Source organism: Methanococcoides methylutens (assembly GCF_000765475.1).
Classification (GTDB): domain Archaea; phylum Halobacteriota; class Methanosarcinia; order Methanosarcinales; family Methanosarcinaceae; genus Methanococcoides; species Methanococcoides methylutens.
The window spans coordinates 64,947-83,514 of sequence record NZ_JRHO01000005.1 but is presented as its reverse complement, the minus strand read 5'-3'; the positions used below and the strand labels follow the sequence as shown (position 1 = coordinate 83,514).

The 18,568-nt window shown below is 41.9% G+C and carries 18 protein-coding genes, 1 other RNA gene and 1 pseudogene; 7 read left to right on the top strand and 13 right to left on the bottom strand.

Annotated elements, in window-relative coordinates:
- The first annotated feature begins 411 nt into the window (after positions 1-411).
- Positions 412-1,434, top strand: coding sequence for a methyltransferase domain-containing protein (locus LI82_RS01750; protein WP_048193249.1), 1,023 nt, complete (start codon positions 412-414; stop codon positions 1,432-1,434).
- Positions 1,435-1,491: 57 nt separating this feature from the next.
- Here the strand turns inward: LI82_RS01750 and LI82_RS01745 are convergent, their stop codons facing one another.
- Complete coding sequence (locus LI82_RS01745) at positions 1,492-1,875, bottom strand: response regulator transcription factor (protein ID WP_048193248.1); 384 nt, start codon at positions 1,873-1,875, stop codon at positions 1,492-1,494.
- A gap of 188 nt (positions 1,876-2,063) precedes the next feature.
- Positions 2,064-2,318: a hypothetical protein gene (locus LI82_RS01740; protein WP_048193247.1), complete on the bottom strand. Its 255-nt coding sequence runs from the start codon at positions 2,316-2,318 to the stop codon at positions 2,064-2,066.
- A gap of 225 nt (positions 2,319-2,543) precedes the next feature.
- On the opposite strand from LI82_RS01740, the gene rnpB reads away from it, so the two are divergent.
- Positions 2,544-2,896, top strand: an RNA gene (rnpB, locus tag LI82_RS12340) — RNase P RNA component.
- A 43-nt stretch (positions 2,897-2,939) separates the two neighbouring features.
- Here rnpB and LI82_RS01735 read toward each other — a convergent pair.
- The 6 genes from LI82_RS01735 to LI82_RS01710 all read right to left on the bottom strand — a co-directional run bounded on the left by LI82_RS01735 (position 2,940) and on the right by LI82_RS01710 (position 7,721).
- The gene (locus tag LI82_RS01735) at positions 2,940-3,557 is read right to left on the bottom strand and encodes a DUF116 domain-containing protein (RefSeq protein ID WP_048193246.1); all 618 of its coding nucleotides are present in this window, start codon (positions 3,555-3,557) and stop codon (positions 2,940-2,942) included.
- On the bottom strand, positions 3,550-4,185 hold the full coding sequence (locus tag LI82_RS01730) for a DUF116 domain-containing protein (RefSeq protein WP_048193245.1): 636 nt from the start codon (positions 4,183-4,185) through the stop codon (positions 3,550-3,552). The genes LI82_RS01735 and LI82_RS01730 overlap by 8 nt, the downstream gene beginning before the upstream one ends.
- Positions 4,186-4,280: 95 nt before the next feature.
- Entirely contained in the window at positions 4,281-5,531 is a 1,251-nt protein-coding gene (locus tag LI82_RS01725) for a (Fe-S)-binding protein (protein WP_048193337.1), read from the bottom strand.
- Positions 5,531-6,340, bottom strand: coding sequence for a disulfide reductase (locus tag LI82_RS01720; protein WP_081955701.1), 810 nt, complete (start codon positions 6,338-6,340; stop codon positions 5,531-5,533). Before LI82_RS01720 ends, LI82_RS01725 begins: the two co-directional genes overlap by 1 nt.
- Positions 6,341-6,638: 298 nt before the next feature.
- Complete coding sequence (locus LI82_RS01715) at positions 6,639-7,301, bottom strand: nitrite/sulfite reductase domain-containing protein (protein ID WP_048193244.1); 663 nt, start codon at positions 7,299-7,301, stop codon at positions 6,639-6,641.
- A gap of 36 nt (positions 7,302-7,337) precedes the next feature.
- Positions 7,338-7,721, bottom strand: a complete 384-nt coding sequence (locus LI82_RS01710) for a ferritin-like domain-containing protein (RefSeq protein ID WP_048193243.1) — start codon at positions 7,719-7,721, stop codon at positions 7,338-7,340.
- Between the two features lie 173 nt (positions 7,722-7,894).
- On the opposite strand from LI82_RS01710, the gene LI82_RS01705 reads away from it, so the two are divergent.
- The 5 genes from LI82_RS01705 (at position 7,895) to LI82_RS01685 (ending at position 12,748) form a co-directional block, all read left to right on the top strand.
- Positions 7,895-8,590, top strand: coding sequence for an RNA methyltransferase (locus LI82_RS01705; RefSeq protein ID WP_048193335.1), 696 nt, complete (start codon positions 7,895-7,897; stop codon positions 8,588-8,590).
- Positions 8,591-8,734: 144 nt separating this feature from the next.
- Positions 8,735-10,825, top strand: coding sequence for a minichromosome maintenance protein MCM (locus tag LI82_RS01700; protein ID WP_048193242.1), 2,091 nt, complete (start codon positions 8,735-8,737; stop codon positions 10,823-10,825).
- A 12-nt stretch (positions 10,826-10,837) separates the two neighbouring features.
- Positions 10,838-11,128, top strand: coding sequence for a DUF424 domain-containing protein (locus tag LI82_RS01695; RefSeq protein WP_048193241.1), 291 nt, complete (start codon positions 10,838-10,840; stop codon positions 11,126-11,128).
- A gap of 34 nt (positions 11,129-11,162) precedes the next feature.
- Entirely contained in the window at positions 11,163-11,825 is a 663-nt protein-coding gene (locus tag LI82_RS01690) for a hypothetical protein (protein WP_048193240.1), read from the top strand.
- Positions 11,822-12,748 (top strand): coiled-coil protein, encoded by a 927-nt coding sequence (locus LI82_RS01685; protein WP_048193239.1) that lies wholly within the window; start codon positions 11,822-11,824, stop codon positions 12,746-12,748. The genes LI82_RS01690 and LI82_RS01685 overlap by 4 nt, the downstream gene beginning before the upstream one ends.
- A 239-nt stretch (positions 12,749-12,987) precedes the next feature.
- Here the strand turns inward: LI82_RS01685 and LI82_RS01680 are convergent, their stop codons facing one another.
- From LI82_RS01680 to LI82_RS01660, 5 genes and pseudogenes are all read right to left on the bottom strand, one after another.
- Entirely contained in the window at positions 12,988-13,542 is a 555-nt protein-coding gene (locus LI82_RS01680) for an S-layer protein domain-containing protein (protein ID WP_052402655.1), read from the bottom strand.
- Between the two features lie 12 nt (positions 13,543-13,554).
- The gene (locus tag LI82_RS01675; RefSeq protein ID WP_048193334.1) at positions 13,555-14,520 is read right to left on the bottom strand and encodes a biotin--[acetyl-CoA-carboxylase] ligase; all 966 of its coding nucleotides are present in this window, start codon (positions 14,518-14,520) and stop codon (positions 13,555-13,557) included.
- A gap of 56 nt (positions 14,521-14,576) precedes the next feature.
- A pseudogene (locus tag LI82_RS01670) lies at positions 14,577-16,073 on the bottom strand (acetyl-CoA carboxylase biotin carboxylase subunit).
- A gap of 15 nt (positions 16,074-16,088) precedes the next feature.
- Positions 16,089-17,804 carry a sodium-extruding oxaloacetate decarboxylase subunit alpha gene (gene oadA / locus LI82_RS01665; protein ID WP_048193237.1) on the bottom strand — a complete coding sequence of 572 codons (1,716 nt, stop codon included), beginning with the start codon at positions 17,802-17,804 and terminating at the stop codon, positions 16,089-16,091.
- 263 nt (positions 17,805-18,067) lie between these two features.
- Positions 18,068-18,535, bottom strand: a complete 468-nt coding sequence (locus LI82_RS01660) for a hypothetical protein (RefSeq protein ID WP_048193236.1) — start codon at positions 18,533-18,535, stop codon at positions 18,068-18,070.
- Positions 18,536-18,568 lie beyond the last annotated feature (33 nt).

Here is an 18,568-nt window from a genome sequence, read left to right as displayed (position 1 = left end):
GTGCTCCCTTGCACACATTTGCACACAAGAGCGGGCATTCCGTGAAGAGGCCCATGAACACTTCCTGTTAAATCCGACTTTTCACACTTGCTTATTCCTACGTTATGATCTTTAGTCTTGTAAAGTGGCGAGGCCAAATTACATACTTAATCCTAACTTAGGGTTCCTAAATGTCAGATTCTATATATAAAGGTTTTGCACAAATCCCCCATTAAATGGTCCGACGAAAATGCATACGACCAAGGGTTTTCACACAACCGATGAAAAATAGAGATAATCATTAAACATATCCAGAGATTTAAATGGATATTACCTGAACATACCCGGACATAATTAAATGTACCGGAGAATATAGCTCAAATCATTGGATGGATTTAAATCGATTGAACCTTTCTTTCATACTGATCATAAGTGTCACGAAAAAAAAAATTTGATAACAGAATTAAAGCCGATAATGATGGCCTGCGTTTTGCAACACCGGAAGTAGTTGCAAGTTACCGTGCCAAACGCCTCAAATGCCGAACTATCGCAGATATAAGTTGCGGGATTGGCGGGCAGACCATATTCTTTGCAAAAGAATGTGAAAAGGTCTACGCTATAGAGATAGATCCTCAAAAGATAGAATATGCAGAAAAGAACTGCAAACGTTATGGATTGGACAACGTAGAATTCATCTGCGGAGATGCACTCTCAGAGGAAGTGATCGAACAAGTCCCAAAGATAGATATCCTGTTCTCAGATCCTGCAAGACCACCATCAGAAGATAAGCGTCACGTTTCAAGCCTTGAACCAGGAATTCCAAATGTACTTTCTGCCTATGCAGAAAAAACGAATAATTTTGCATTCGAAGCACCACCACAAATGAGTCCTGACAGGATCCCTTTCGATTGTGAGAAAGAGTACCTGTCACTTAACGGACAGTTAAATCGATTGAACCTTTACTTTGGAGATATAAAATCATGCGACCGTTCAGCAGTTTCACTACCCTCCGAAAAAAGGATCGATTCGAATTACCCAAAGGCAGAAGTAGTAAAAACAGAAGAGATTGGACCATTTGCTTGTGAACCGGAACCTTCGGTCGTCAAAGCCGAATTGCTCCCAGAGTTTGCAGCTGCGATCATGACAGATTCAAGTTCGCAAGTAAGCCTTTTTAACATTGACCAAAAGAGGATTCTGCTTACTTCCGAATCTCCAATAAACAACACCATTGCAAAAAACAATTATGAAGTACTTAAGGTGATGGAGCTGGACACTGCACTAATTAATAAGGAACTCCGGAAAGAAGATGTTGGTACAGTAATATTAAGAGCAGGAATTGATCCTGCAAAATACTGGAAAATGCGAAATGAGATAGAGGAAGGTCTAATGGATTCAGGCACAGTACATCTTTTTGCAAAGGATGGGAAAGCCATCATATGCAAGATAATGCATTGAACTTGCAAGTTCAAAAGTTAGATTTCATAAAATAGACATATAAGAATTAGTTTCGTATCAAGCATCCCCAACAAGGGACTTGATACGTCCTACAAATTCAGTATTATTAAATGGCTTTGTAATGTAATCATTTGCATTCAAGACATTAAGTCCAAGCATCTGGTCGAACTTCTGCCCTTTTGCAGAGAGGATCGAGACCGGAACATCAGGCAGTTCTTTTTTGATCTTATGAAAAGTTTCCCATCCATCCATATCAGGCATCATAAGATCCAGCAATATAACATCTGGTTTTTCAATATCAAGCATTTCCAGACATTTAGCACCACTGCCAGCTCCCACCACCTCGAAACCTTCTGTTTCAAGAAGAGAACTGACAAGATAAATGGTGTCAGCATCATCATCAACTACCATTATTTTCTTGTTCAATGCAACAGAAACCATAATCAACCTCATAAACAATGAATTCACATGACATAGACATTACAATAAAGCATTAATGTTAAACAGTACATAAATATTATGTCTTTTTTAATTATTCCTTCGAAAAATAAAGAACTTGACCAGAAGGGACAATAAAAAAATTATTAAAAATATAATGAGAGGATAATCAATCAAAGGATAATATAAATTCAGTCATTGATGTCCGATTCACGTCCCTTCAAAGAAGCAGACTTCGAGGAGTGGTTCCCAAAACCATTGACAGCATTAATATCAGAACCACGCAAAGTAACCCCTTGTGCAGGTGAAACTGAACCAGGTAGACCTGAATCCATAGTGTCCACCATACCACCTACTTTTGAAGACAACACCACTAGTTCCGAATGAAGTTGTTTGGTCTTCTCGACCATTTCCTTATATTGATCAAACACTGTTTTTTCAGACATATTTCCACCACCGGAAAAGTCATTTCAGATTAACTAATAACAATATAATGTATATAAATAATACCATTTATAATCTTTGTAAAATCAAATGCAGAAATAAACTCAACCGGCAGGACAAAAATAAATAAAATTAAGCAAAATCTAAAGTAAGAAAAAAAAAAACAATCAAAAGAGAAGGTCGATTTTATCGTCAGATATATATCTAACATACACAGCATTACACCCGAGAGAGGAAGGACGACTACCGGGCCTTTGGCCTGAGGAAAGTCTCCCCATCATCCAGATACACGAACACCTGTGAAGGGTGTCTGGCGAGAGCCAGGGCGCTGGCACAGAAACGATACCACCCCATGATAATGCAATGATACTGAAAGGTTGAGGTCGCATGGAAAGTGGATGGAACGGCGAAACCTCGTGGGTGCAAGTTGGAAGTAGGGATTAAACGGGATTCTGGACCGTCCCGAAGTTATTAACGCTTAGCCGAATGTCGTCAGTGCAAGAGTCCATAAGGACCTTCCCTGCCCGCCCTGCGGATAAGGAATTTTGCACCAACAGAAGGGAGCTTACTCTCCTCACTCACAAACCACACTTTTTGTTTCAGGAATAAAGTTACAGGAACGATCAGTCAAACATCTTCATAGTGTCAGTGACCAGATCGTAATCTACTTTTGTGTTATAACAACCATCGTTAAGCATAGGAATACCATAGGTCACAACACTTGTTCCTGCAAGTGACCTCATTCCCTTATTTATCTCATAGTCACATGCAATGACCAGTACACCATCTGCATAGTGGTCCTTCAGGATGTTCTTGACAAAAGAAGAACCAGTTACAATGTAGAGATCATACCCATATTCTTTTGCATCTTCTTTCAACTCGCCCATAACGCATTTACCACAGGACTTGCACTGTATACCATATTTCGTTGCATATGCAGGACAATCAAGTGAACGCATGCAATGTGGAACGAACATAAGTCGTTTCCTTGTCTTTGCAAAATCAGATTTGTGTGCAGAATTCTTTAGAGAAACCATCCACCGATCAAGTTTTCTTGGATCTGAGAACTTACAAAAGAAATATTTAAGTGGCAGGAAAAAGAAATCCAGTACATTCGCAAAAAAACCAGAAAGCCAGACGCTTCGAGTAAGACTTACACGGCTAACATAAAGCGATAGAGCTGAAATAAAAATAGATAGCCCTAAAAAGACCAATAGTAATTTGCCGATCAAGTTATACATTGCAGAGCTCCATTTTCTCGATCACTTCAGCAACATCTACTTTTGTGTTGAAGCAACCATCCTTCAAGAGGCAAACACCCTGAACCGGCATAAATGACATTTCCCCCATAGACTCCGAAAGGTCAGTATAGCATGCCACACCAATACATGAATTGGGCCTGTGTGCTTTCATTATCTTCTTTACAAAGCTACCACCGGGGATCACATAAACCCTGAAACCATGTTCATCAGCAGCTTCACAGATGCTTCCAATATCGCATAGACCACACTTTTTGCATTCATATCCAATTATAGGATCACATCGGGCCCTGCAATTGGCATGACGCATACACTGAGGCAAAAATACAGCCCTGGGACCTTTTGCATTGATAAAATCATCACGCATTACCGCATTCCTTACCTCAATCAGGATCTCATCCACAAGAGTAGCCCTTATCGAGAAGACACCACACATCCATTTGGCAGGCGAGTAGAACAGATAAAGCATGAATAGAACAAAATTCGGGAAGACGACCTTTTTCTTCTTAAAACTGTAAAATCCGACAAGTAATGCCACAACAATTCCCAATAGAGCAAAGAGAAGCATATATACGAATAGCTTACCCAGAAGTTCATAGGGAATTTCCATGAATCAGAGAGGAAGTAGCAATATTTAAAAGTAACTGTGAAAGGGAACTACCTTAAAAATAAAAATAAGAAAAAATGAGATTAAAAGTAGAGAGCTCAGCTCTCTACACAATCATCAAGTCTGATTCCAAGTGCTTCGGCTGTAAGGACAATAACATCCTCAACAACAAGCTCATCTGCACCAAGGGAGTCCCTTCCATCAGAAAGGTTCCTCTTACAGAACGGACATGCGCTTGAAAGGATATCAGGGTTCTTTGCAAGAGCATCCTGAACACGAGTCTCAGCAACCTTGAGAGCAAGATCAGGAATACCTGCCTTTACACCACCGCCAGCTCCACAGCAGCGCTGGTTTTCCTTGATACGGTCCATCTCTTTCAGGTTTATACCAGGTATAGCATTAAGAACACTCCTTGGAGGCTGGAAGACACCTACGTGACGACCAAGGTGGCATGGATCGTGGTATGTTACTGTAATGTTGTCAAATGGCTTGACCCATTCGATCTTTCCTTCCTTGATAAGACCTTCGAGGAACTCTGTGATATGAACGACCTTGAATGGAAGTTCTTCACCAAGTAACCTTGGCCAGTCAACAAGGGAAGCTCTGAAACATCCTGCACATGCATAGACAACGGTCTTTGCGCCCTTTGCAACGATACCGTCAACATTCTTCCTTGCAGCTTTACGTGCAATATCCTCGATTTCATACTGACCTGTCCTGACAAGTGCGGAACAGCAGCAAGCCTCATCCTCACCAAGCATTGTGAACTCGATTCCAAGGTAGTTAAGGACACGTGCTGTAGCAAATGCAAGCTTTGTCTGCCTCAGTTCTGCAGTACATCCTCCGAAGTAAAGAAGTTCTGCTTTGTCAGCGATCTTGACATCTTCAGGTATCCAGTTAAGCCTGTCCTTGTTGTCAGCCATATATGGATTCAGATACTCACCGATGAGCTTGACAAACATGCTCTGCTTACCGAATGGACCATTTCCACGTTTGACAAGATTTGCACGCATGGATTCCCAGAGTTCAACAGTGTTGATACCGACTTCACAAACAGTTGCACACATTGCACAAGTTGTGCAGCCATAGACATCATCCTTGAACTGCTCGATCTCTTCCTCAGGGATTGCCTTTGGACCGAACAGTCTGGCACGAAGACCATAGGACTTGTTCATGAACTGTCTCCACCTGAGGATCTTATCCCTTGGTGCGAGTCCTGGATCTTTGTTGGCAGCATCATAGGTTGGACACCAGTTGACACATTCACCACAGCGTACACAAGCATCAAGCTCCATGAGCTGGACAGCAGTAAAATTATTTGTATTAATTGAAGGTTCACCTTTCATGATCATTCGCCTCCCTTGTTAGCCATAAGGGTCAGTGGTCCTGCGATCATATGCATATACTTACTGAATGGGATATATGCGATACAGAAGAACAATGAGATCACAACGTGGAACAGTGATGCAGGTGGTGCGAGATCGGATTGCATTCCCATACCCCAGAAAGTACCATTCCTTACACCGTCAGCAATGAAACCTGTGATGACAATGATAGTAAGTCCGATAAGAAGGACAGAATCAAAAGCAATAGTGCTCTCACGGGCTTTTGTTACGAAAAGTCTCCTGAAAATTGCAATGATGATACCGAACAACAGGATATAGCTGAATACATCATTAGGGAAACTGAGCATCTCTCTGAAAACTTCAGGCGATATTATGTGAATACCTACCATGTGGATGATCTCCACAACGAACATAGCTATTGACATGATACAAAGAGCGATCCATCCACCAAAGATGGCTAGATGCATGGCCCATCTTGCAGGACTGCGCTGTAAAGCACGTCTCTGAAGGAGAGCATCAAGAATAAGTGTAACAAATATGTTCTGGCCATGGCCATGCCCTTTTGCACTCATCTGATAGGCTAACGCTTTAGGGAATGCAAGTATGCTTCCTGAAGGCTTAAGACTGTATCCTTCGGAACCTTCGCCCCATTTTTTAAGATTGATATACATACCGACCATGAAGATCGCGATTGAGATTGTGGCCATGATCATGACCGCTGCAAATGTGATCCTCATAGATTCAGTAAGCATCCCGAAACTGTTTACGATCTCCGTAGACTCAGTAAGTCCACTGAAATATTCCATACTCATAAATTATTCTCCTGATATTGCTACGAAACATTATTACTACATAGTTCTAAAAATTATAATGATACCGAATACGGTTTGTGTATTGGTGGAACCTATTGTATTTAAATATTTTCATTAGCAGAGTGCTTATCAGAAGAGTTAAAAATAGTCTAAAATCGGCAAGATAGAGCCCCATTTCAAGATCAGAAATGATTTTTATAATAACTGAATGTTTAAAGACAGATAAGAAACTTGAAAAGATAGAGAAAAAAACTCATTACAGATTATAAAGCTATCAGATGATTAAGGAAAATAGAAATTATATTAAGCCAAGTTCCTTCTTGAAATTATCCAGACCCATATCATCGATAAGTCTGCCAATACGATATCTTTTAGCATAGCCTTTGTAAATACCAATGATTTTTTCTATAAGTTCAAGAACCTCAGTCTCGTTGAGACCTTCACTGATAACATCACCAAGTCTTGGCCTAATACCAGCATTCCCCCCGACCATCACAGTATAGCCCCGGGGAGTTCCCATTATGCCAATATCCTTTACAGCCGGTTCGGAGCAGGAATTCATACACCCACTTACAGCCATTTTGAACTTTGAGGGAAGCTGCACACCATGATATTTATCATCAATAATAGAACCAAGAGAAACAGCATCCTGCTGTGCTCTTTTACAAAAAGTAGTACCAGGACAGACCTTTATGCTACGAACGCATTTACCGATCGCAGATGCAGGCTCCATTTCAAGTTCCAACCATGCATTATCAAGATCCTCTTCTTTTAAGCCGACAATAGCAATACGCTGTGCCGATGTAAATTTAAGAACTTCAACACCATATTTCCTTGCAACATCCACTATCCTTTGCAATTCACCAGGACTTATGATGCCTGCCGGAGTTTGTGGAACTATAGCATAAGAACACTTGTCACGCTGAAGTATAGCACCCTTATTTAACAGATCCTTTACCAATAGTTCCACATCCGACTTAAGATTTTAATATTTTACTTACTCAATCTGTTTCAGTTTCTTGAGGAGACCTGCAAGACCTGCATGATGCCTTGCCTCATCAAGTGATGCTCTTGCAAAGAACAATGCAGCAGCTTCGTTACCCTCCTCGCGAGCGATACGTGCAGCATCAGCTTTCTCCTGCTCAGCCATGGCTTCACCCTCGAGCATCATCTCGATGTTCTCGACAGTAGTGCCTTTTATAGCACCAAGGATCTCAGCAACCTCTGTAGCATGCCATGCCTCATCCATAGCGATCTGGCGGAAATAGAGAGCAGCATCAAAATGACCTTCACGCTCTGCCAGTTTTGACATTGCAAGGTACCATCCAACTTCAGTAGTCTCACCTTTAAAAGTAGCTTTCAGAATCTTGTCTAAACTCATTTGTTTACCTCCTTGATACAAATTGCATAGTATAGATTAGCAGGATTCTTCATAACGTTTATGGAATACTGACAAATACTGTTGTTTAATAGCAGTTCCGCATATATATCCAGTAATGAATGATATTCCAGATTGCGCAAAATATACATGTATTGATGATATTGAAGGATGAGATGACTTTTAATTTGAGGATAGTTCTGGTGGAACCTTTATACCAGGGTAATGTCGGATCAGTAGCAAGAGCTATGAAAAATTTTGGATTCAGTGACCTTGTGCTGGTAAATCCATGCAAACTGGAAAATGAAGCGCGAGCCCTGGCATCGCATGCATGGGATGTGCTTAGCAGCGCAAGGTTAGTCACCAACATCGAACAAGCCATTGAAGGAGCTGATGTCGTGGTTGCAACAACAGGCATCACCGGGCTTAAAACAGATGAACATATACGTATGCCCCCATATACACCACATGAACTTAAAGAAAAGTTCAATGGCACGAATGGAACTATTGCTATTCTCTTTGGCAGGGAAGATAATGGATTCACCAATGATGAGCTCAAATTAAGCGATATGATAGTAAGTATCCCAACTTCAGAGATATATCCAATAATGAACCTGTCACATGCCACAACTATCATGCTATATGAAATGAGCCAGATAGAAGCAGGTGAACAGCAGCTTGCTGATGGTTTTGATCTTAAGCTCCTAAATGAGCATATCGGAGAACTTCTTGACGATATCCAATACCCGGAACACAAAAAGGAAAAAACACACCTGATGTTCAAAAGGATATTCGGAAGAGCAGAGCTCATGCCAAGAGAAGTCCAGACATTGAGAGGCTTTTTTGGAAAGATACAGCAACTGCTGAAATGAAAATCAAACAGATTTTGACCAGTACACGATCTTCTCAAATTATTATTTAATATGATACCGACTCGAAATATTGATATGTATTATGATGTGTTGTAATCTTCGATAAATGAAGTATCATTCCAAAACAGGAAAAATGTGAATCAAATGAGTGAAGTTAAATGGGATGAAAAATTCAGGGATTTTCTAAAAAGATACTGCTGGGACGATATACTCCTGCTTGCTAATGAATACCCTGAGCTACGTAGCATTACAGTCGATTTTCCGGACCTTGAGCAATTCGATGCAGATCTTGCATATGAGCTACTCGAGCATCCCGATGATGTGATACCATATGCTGAGCAAGCGCTTCGTGAAATTGACATACCTATCGAGAAAGACCTCGATGATGCTCACGTACAGTTCATTAACATCCCAAACCGTGTCGCAATAAGAGATCTGCGTAGTAAGCACTTGCTGAAGTTCATATCCATTGAAGGAATGATACGCAAAGCCACGGAAGTCAGGCCAAAGATCACAAATGCAGCATTCATGTGTATGCGGTGTGAGAACACAAGCTATGAGCCACAGGATGGACCGAAGTTCGTAGAACCGAACGAGTGTGAGAATGAATCATGCGGCAAAAAGGGACCTTTCAAATTGCTTATCGACCAGTCCAGCTTTGTAGATGCACAAAAACTTCAGGTACAGGAAGCACCAGAAAATCTTAAGGGCGGCACACAACCACAAAGCCTTGATGTTGATGCAGAGGATGATCTTGCAGGACTTGTCAAACCTGGCGACCGTCTTGTAATAAACGGAATACTACGCTCACACCAGCGAACCCTGAGAGAGGGAAAATCCACGTTTTACGATCTCGTCCTTCACGCGAATTCCATCGAATATGTAGATCAGGAATTCGATGAACTCGACATAACTCCCGAAGATGAAGAAATGATCATCGATATGGGCAATGATCCAAACATTTATAAAAATATAACTGGATCGATCGCACCGTCCATCTACGGTTATGAGGACATAAAAGAAGCACTCAGCCTCCAGCTATTCTCGGCAGTCCCTAAAATGCTACCCGATGGTTCACGTGTCAGGGGAGACATACACATACTGCTGGTAGGAGATCCGGGTATCGCTAAAAGTCAGTTACTTCGCTACATGGTGAAAATATCACCCCGTGGTGTGTTCGCATCAGGTAAAAGCGCATCATCCAGTGGTCTGACAGCTGCAGCAGTCAAAGACGACCTTGGAGACGGACGCTGGACGCTGGAAGCCGGTGCACTGGTAATGGCAGATATGGGTCTTGCAGCAGTGGACGAAATGGATAAAATGAGCAGGGAAGATAAGAGTGCATTGCACGAAGCAATGGAACAACAAACAATAAGTGTTGCAAAAGCAGGAATCCTAGCAACGCTTAAATCAAGGTGTGCGCTCCTTGGTGCTGCAAATCCTAAATATGGAAGATTCGACAAATATGAAGGACTTGCCGAACAGATCAACATGCCACCTGCATTGATATCCAGGTTCGACCTTATTTTCATACTTCTCGATGTTCCAGACCGCACAAAGGATAGCAACATCGCAAACCACATATTGAAATCCCAGTATGCCGGAGAACTTTTAGAACAGAAGAGTAGACTTCCATCGTCCAAGGTGACGAATGAGGATGTAGAAGCACATATAGATGTCATACTTCCTACTATCGAAAATGACCTGTTGAGAAAATATGTAGCTTATGCACGAAGGAAAGTTTTCCCAATAATGGAAGACGATGCCCGTGAACACATAATTAATTTCTATCTCGACCTTAGGAGGCAGGGAGAAGGCAAAGATTCACCAGTGCCTGTCACCGCAAGACAGCTCGAGGCCCTTGTCAGACTTGCTGAAGCAAGTGCTCGCATACGTTTAAGTAATGTAGTTACAATGGATGATGCGAAAAGAACTACCAGAATATCCATGGCATGTATGCGACAGGTAGGAGTAGATCCAGATACAGGCGCATTCGATGTAGACGTCGTCGCATCCGGAACAAGCAAGAGCCAGAGAGATAAGATACACCTTATAAAAGAGATCATTACACGCGTCAGTGAAAGACATGCAGGTTCAAAGGCACCCCTTGAAGAGGTCTTTGCAGAGGCTGAGACTGAAAATATAGACAGGGAAAGAGCAGAAGAGCTTGTCACAAAAATGAAAAGGCAGGGAGATCTCCTTGCACCCGATAATAAACATATAAAATTAGTATGATAAAGTGAACACATGTACCTGAAAATACACAAGTCCGGAAATCAGATGATCGTTGCAGTTTGCGATAAAGAACTGATAGGTAAAAAGCTTAAAAAAGGCGAACTGGTCATAGAGATCAGTGAAGGATTCTACAAAGGCGAGATAGCATCTGAAGAGAAGATCATCGAAGCCATATCAAATGCAACAACCGCAAATATATTTGGCAGTCGCGCAGTCCAATGCGCCATCGATGCCGGCGTGATCGAATCCGGATGCGTTATATATATTGAAGGAATACCACATGCACAATTATATAAATTATAAAATATTACAATTATGACATAAATTTGGTGGAACTATGAGTGAGAGTACACAAAATAATGAAGTTTCCATTCTTGACAAAAATGAATTGATCAAGAATGTGATCACAAAGCACAAACGCCTTTTAGAAGAATACAATAAAGAGTTCAGTGGACTCGAAGAAAAAGTAAAGGCATTGAACGAAAAGATAGAATCTTCCAAGAAAGACAAGGAAGATGTATTGAGCCGAACTGAACTGCTAAAAGAAAAGCGTCAACAGCTATACCACCAGGCAGAGAACATACTCGAGGAAATGTTCGACGTTATCGATGAAAAACTGCTGGATAACAAGCTTATGCATGGCATCCACGATGACATCACAAAGGTAAAACGTGCTATTAAAATCGATGAAGAGAAGAAGATCGTGGATGAACTTCTCCAAAAATTGGATGGCATGGGAACCCATGAAGACGTTCAGAAAGCCGTTCAACAGATAAGGACAAGAGTAAATGAAGCCATCGTTTCCAGTACCGAGCTTGCAAGTATATTCGGTACTGAGAAGAACTTTGAAAATGCCTTCCAAAAAGCAAGAGATGAGCTCAAAGAAGTCTCACCTCGCCACGGCTGGCTTGACAACAGAATAAAGAGTCACAATGAAGCTCTTGAATACTGGGAAACGCTTCCAGCCAGTGAAGAAAATACCCAGGAGGCAAACGCATGAGCGACTTACCAGATGCAGCAACCATGAACGAAAGGGACCTTAAAAATGTAGTCAACGACTACAGAACAAAGATCTCACAGAACGAGCGTACCCTGAAAGCTGTATTCAGAGACCTGAAGCTACACAGAACGAACATCGATGAGCTTAAAGAAAAAAGGGACAAGCTCAATGCACAGGTAAAAGAGCTGGCAACAAAAGCACGGGAAGAAAAAACACTACGTGATGCAGTGAACGAGAAGATAGCTGAGATCAAAGCTTCAAATGAGAAGATACGTGGTGAAAAGGACAAGATCACAGGTAGCATATCGGAGCTTAAAGCAAAACGTGATGAGTACAATAAGCTTTCCCGCGGAAGTGTGGACTCCCTCACAAAAGCATATGCTGCAGAGCTTGACAAGTTCCTGAATGCTGACATTCCACTAAAGCATGAGATCGATATATTTGGAAGACTGACAGAACTTCAACAGAGGATCGACTCTGCAAGCAATGCAGACGATATCCACAAGAAGATAGTAGAAACATACAAGAAATCCGAATCAGTCTACAAATCCGATGGAACCGTTGGCGGTAGCGTTAAGGAGCTCGCAGAAGAGTCACAGAAACACCATCTTGCAATGCTTGATAGCTACAGGAAGGTCGATGAGCTTCGCAAAGAAGCGGATATGTACCACTCACAGATCAAGGAAACATATGCTGTAGTATCCCCAATAAGGGAAAAGATCGACCCGCTTAAAGCTAAGATATCACAGCTCAGGGATGAACTCAGCGTATATCTTGACAAGCTCAACGACATTCAGCTTGAAAAAGATGAGAAGAAGATCGATGAAAAACATAACGTAGCAAAAGAGAAGTTCGAAAAGACAGGAAAGATGAGCCTGCAGGATCTCAAATTGTTAATGGAGAAGGGAGATATTAAGTTCTGAACTTAATCCCTACCTTTCTTTTTTCTTTTACTTTTTATTAGTACATTAAAGATTATTTTTACATTCCGTCTATACTACATTTATTGTTATGTTTATTGATACCTTTTCCATTATGTTTATGGTTTGCTTAGTATCATTTTATGATAGGTTTAGCGTTATTTTTATTGTTACCCTATAACTCTGACTGCTTTTAATGCCGGATCGAACTAACTTAGTAAAGCTTCGGTTGTGATAAACGATCACTTCACTTCAAAAAAGCTACGGCAAATAAAAACAAGGACCATACAGCACATCGTGGTTATAAGACCGAAACCCGGAATGTCATTATCAGACGTTACATCCGGTTCTGAAGATGTGTTGGAATCATTTACAGATACTTCAGAATCTTCCGGGATGGGAGCTGGAAGTGAGCGATCACGATATTGGAAAACGGGTTTAAAGGTCACCAGATCACCACCAGAACCATAATAGATAGTATCAACGGTCATATTGAATAGTTCTGTTGAATCACGAGAATAAACAAAAATGTCTCCTTCATAAAGAACTTCGTCCTTCAGACTAACACCATCAAGCGAAAGTTCTACCCATACACCCCCATCTGCATTCACATCTTTGATAACAAAGACATAACCCTGGTTGAACTCCCAGAAACTTCCGGTCTCAACGAAAATACTGTCACCATCCATTAGCACTTCAGCCTTTACCTGAGCTCCGAGCACTGGCAGTATAAGAAGTAACAAAATAATAAGGAAGGATACAAAGAAGCGTATCCAGTTATTTCTACTGTAACTCACGTCCCACACCATTCATTTATAGATGCATCGACCTGCCATGACCTCTTGCATACCTTCAGAAGTCTCAACAATTAGAGCACCTTCAGCAGTAACTCCAGTTGCTTTCCCTGCAATGATCTTCTGGGGAGTTATAACTTCAACCTGCCTTCCAATTGTGTCAGATAAAGATATCCAATCCTTCAGGATCGTCGAGAAACCCTCCAGTTTGAAACGCAGATATTCCGCCTCAAGGGATCTAAGCAAATCCTGCACGAATGCTGCCCTGTTTATATTTTCACCATTAATAGAACTAAGGCTAGTGCAACCACCCCGTAATTCTTCCGGAAGCTCATCAACAGATACATTAGCATTTATACCAATGCCAATAACAACAAATCCGATATGATCAACTTCTGCATCCATTTCGGTCAGAATGCCACAAACCTTTTTGCCATCAATGACGACATCATTTGGCCATTTGATAGATGCATCGACGCCAAACTGCCTTATGACCCTGGCAACAGCAACTCCTGCCATAAGTGTCAGCCTTGGTGCATGAACAGGTAAGATGCCTGGTTTGAGGATGACCGAAAGCCAGATACCACCTTTAGGTGATACCCAACGGTCACCTTTGCGGCCACGTCCACTTTCCTGCATCTCAGCGATTACAACCGTACCTTCTTCGGCCTTAAAACCCATTTTCTTTGCCATATCATTGGTAGAATCCACTGATTCGAAATAATGAATATCTTTCCCTATGATATCGGTATCAAGACCAATGCTGATCTCAGAAGGATAGAGTTTGTCAGGAGCAGAAATAAGAACATAGCCCGAACCCGGAGATGATCCAATAACATAACCATCCTCTTCAAGGATCTTAATATATTTCCACACCATTGTTCGGGAAATACCCAGCTTTTCACCAATTTCTTCCCCAGAGATGGGTTCTTTGCCAGCTTCTTTCAAAGCTATAAGAATATCCATTTTCCTGTCGACCAAGATAGCAACCCCCAATATGATCAGATCATTATTATAAAAGAATATATCAACAGACCTTATTTAGTCTGTTGATTGCTCTGCTGTTTTGCAGCATTCACGTAGGCACCAACAGCCACACTAGCAGCTGCAACTTTCTTCGAAGAGTTGGAACAAAGTACTGATCCCAGAGTAACACCCTTTTCAAGATCATGTTCGACAACCTTTACGACCTCATCAATGATATTGTGATCATCAATGAAATGGGTGGTCAGATCACCACGCACGAATGCTTCATTGTCCAGAACAGCCTTATGGAATGGTATATTGGTAGTAATTCCCTATATCACAAACTCATAAAGTGCTCTTTTCATCCTGTTAATAGCCTCTTCACGATCACTGCCCCAGGTGCTTAATTTTGCAACCATGGAGTCATAGTAAGGCGGAATCGTGTAACCCATATAGACACCACTGTCCATACGTACACCCGGACCACCAGGGGAACGATAACCCCTGATCTTACCGGGAGATGGTGCAAAGTCGTTCAGAGGATCCTCTGCATTGATACGGCATTCGATCGCATGACCCTGGATCTTTATGTCTTCCTGCTTAAAAGGAAGCTTTTCACCATCTGCAATGAGGATCTGCTGTTTCGCAAGATCGATTCCAGTGACGAGCTCAGTGATACCATGCTCCACCTGAAGACGAGTATTAACTTCAAGGAAATAGAAATCACCTTTTGAATACAGGAACTCCACCGTACCTGCATTCTTATAGCCTATTGATTTTGCTGCTTTTACTGCAGCATCGCCCATTTCTTTGCGAAGCTCAGGTGTCATAATAGGAGAAGGTGCTTCCTCCATGAGCTTCTGGTGCCTCCGCTGTATTGAACATTCCCTGTCCGATACATAGACAGTATTGCCGTAATTATCAGCAAGTATCTGGAACTCGATATGACGTGGTTCTTCAACGTATTTCTCAACAAATACGGTGGAATCACCAAAAGCAGATTGAGCAACCGACTGGATGGATTCCAATGATGAAGCAAACTCATTCTTTGAGTGGACGATCTTCATGCCGATACCGCCACCACCTGCAGATGCCTTGATCATTACAGGGTATCCAATGGAGTCTGCGATCTCAATAGCCTCATCAACATTCTCTATTGCCTTATCATATCCGGGAACCACAGGAACACCGGCTTCTATCATGAGTGACCTGGCAGCTATCTTGCTACCCATCTTCTCGATAGCATCACTTGAAGGACCTATGAAAGTAATGCCTGCATCCTCACATTTCTTTGCGAACACAGCATTCTCGGAAAGGAAACCATATCCCGGATGAATAGCTTCTGCGCCAGACTCCTTCGCAACTTCCAGGATCTTATCCATTTTAAGATAGCTCTGGCTTGAAGGAGCAGGACCGATCAGATATGACTCATCCGCATATTTTGCGAAAAGAGCATTCTCATCAGCTTTTGAATATACAGCCACAGTGGGGATATCAAGTTCCCTGCAAGCACGCATGATGCGTATAGCGATCTCACCCCTGTTGGCTACAAGTACTTTTTTGAACATGATGTATACCTCGGATCAGTTGATTGCCATCAATACTTCTCCCGTACCAACGGGATCGCCTTCAGAGACAAATATCTCTTTTACCACACCACTAGCTGGAGCATGGATCGCATTCTCCATCTTCATGGCTTCGATAACACAGATCTTATCCCCTTCTTCAACGGTGTCGCCAACATTGACATTGATCGAAAGGATCATGCCCTGCATGTGGCTTGTAACAGCGCCTTCACATTCAACTGTCGTTTTTGAGCTCTCCACGACCTGGACAGAACCTCCAGTAGGCTCTACCTTGACATCAAATACCTCGCCATCGATCTCAACACGGTAATCGGTTGGTATTTCCACATGGGCCTGTAGAGCAGCCTGCGCAACAGTTACAGGGAGGAGCTCCTCTTCTTCTGCCTCACCAAGCAGGAACTTTGGTGCGATAGCAGGATACAATATGTAGGTCAGAACATCCTCTTCCTTCTTCACAAGACCCTGTTCTTCTGCCTCTTTCTTAAGAGACTCATATTCAGGTTCCAGAAGGTCTGCCGGGCGACAGGTAATAGGCTCTTCGTCGCCAATTATCTTTGCGATCATTTCTGAACTGATAGGTGCAGGTGACCTTCCATACAGACCACGAACATAATCCTTCACTTCTTTAGGTATGACCTTGTAGCGCTCACCCATAAGAACATTCAATACAGCCTGAGTTCCAACGATCTGGCTGGTTGGAGTGACAAGTGGAGGATATCCAAGTTCCTCACGGACCTTTGGCATCTCTTCCAGAACAGCATCATATTTGTCAAGAGCATTCTGCTCCTTGAGCTGTGAAACAAGATTGGAAAGCATACCACCGGGAATCTGGTAAAGCAGGACGTTAGTATCGATCTGTTCTGATATAGGATCAAGTATACCCCGGTATTCTTCTTTGAGATCCTTGAAGTATCTTGAAGACTCGGTCAGAAGTCCCAGATCCAGGCCAGTATCATATTTTGTCCTTGCAAGTGCTGCAACAACTGACTCTGTAGGAGGCTGGGAAGTCCCGCCTGCAAGAGGAGATAATGCCGTATCAAGAACATCGACACCAGCATCACATGCAGCCATATAGCTCATTGAAGCCATGCCAGATGTACAGTGGCAGTGAAGTGCAACAGGAAGACCGACCTCTTTCTTGAGAGAGGTTATAAGTTCGTACGCCTCGTGAGGTGCAAGCAGCCCTGCCATATCCTTGATGCAGATAGAGTCACAATCCAGATCCGCAAGCTCTTTTGCAAATTCAACATACTTTTCTACGGTGTGTACCGGACTGATGGTGTAGCTAATGGTACCCTGAACATGCGCACCAACGTTCTTTGCAACGCTTATTGACTTTTCCATGTTGCGTATGTCATTGACCGCATCAAATATCCTGAATATGTCGATACCATTCTCATGAGCCTTTGTTACGAACTTCTCCACAACATCATCTGAATAGTGACGGTACCCCACAAGATTCTGACCACGAAGTAACATCTGTGCCGGAGTGTTCACCATTTGCTTTTTAAGTTCCCTCAGGCGCTCCCACGGATCCTCATTCAAGTATCTGATACATGTATCAAATGTAGCACCTCCCCACATCTCAAGTGAGTAATATCCGACCTCATCCAACTTTTCAACGATCGGTAACATGTTACGGGTTCGCATACGTGTCGCAAGAAGAGACTGGTGTGCGTCTCGAAGGATTGTTTCCGTGATTTTTACTGACATAATTTTACCTCATAATAAGATCTATTTAGACCCGATCCAGGGGTTGTATTCATGATAAGCTTAAATTGGACATAATTAAACATCTCCTTTTATGTACTTTCTGGTATGCATATATAAGTAAAACGTAAATCAGAAGTATGTTGCAAATAATATAATATGAATGATTATAATATAATGAGACATTAAATTAGAATTATCAATACCCCACAAGCCCAAACAAAATAAAAAAAAGAAAATTTAAGATCTGCATGTGAATTTGATATTTATACAAGTCCAACTGAACTCAAAAGTTTCAAGAAAGCTCCACCTACAGAGATAATGACCTTGTCCATAGTGCTTGCTGCAACGATCTTGATATCCCCATTGTTATATGCATCATTGAAATCTGTGACAACATCATCGGAGTCCAGGAGTTGCCTGACCACAGCTTCATTGGAAGTTATAGTAAGAGCAGGTTCAAACCCAGGATCAACAGCATCCACTTTTTCAAATGTATTAACCTCCAGGTCCACATTCGTAACTGCTTTTATGCCAAGTTTGCTTGAGTCATTCATATCGATGAGCAAAAGCAGTTCCTCATCCCCTATAACATATCTGACACTTGTAGGAACGCCATCAACGTTCAGATTATATTCATTAACAGCAAGGTCCAGTTCATCAAAAAGATCTGCAGATGCAGGAATTGAAAACATTGAAATTATCAACAGAATTGTTAGTATGCCCAATTTCATATAATACACCTCATTAAACCAAATACGTCAAAC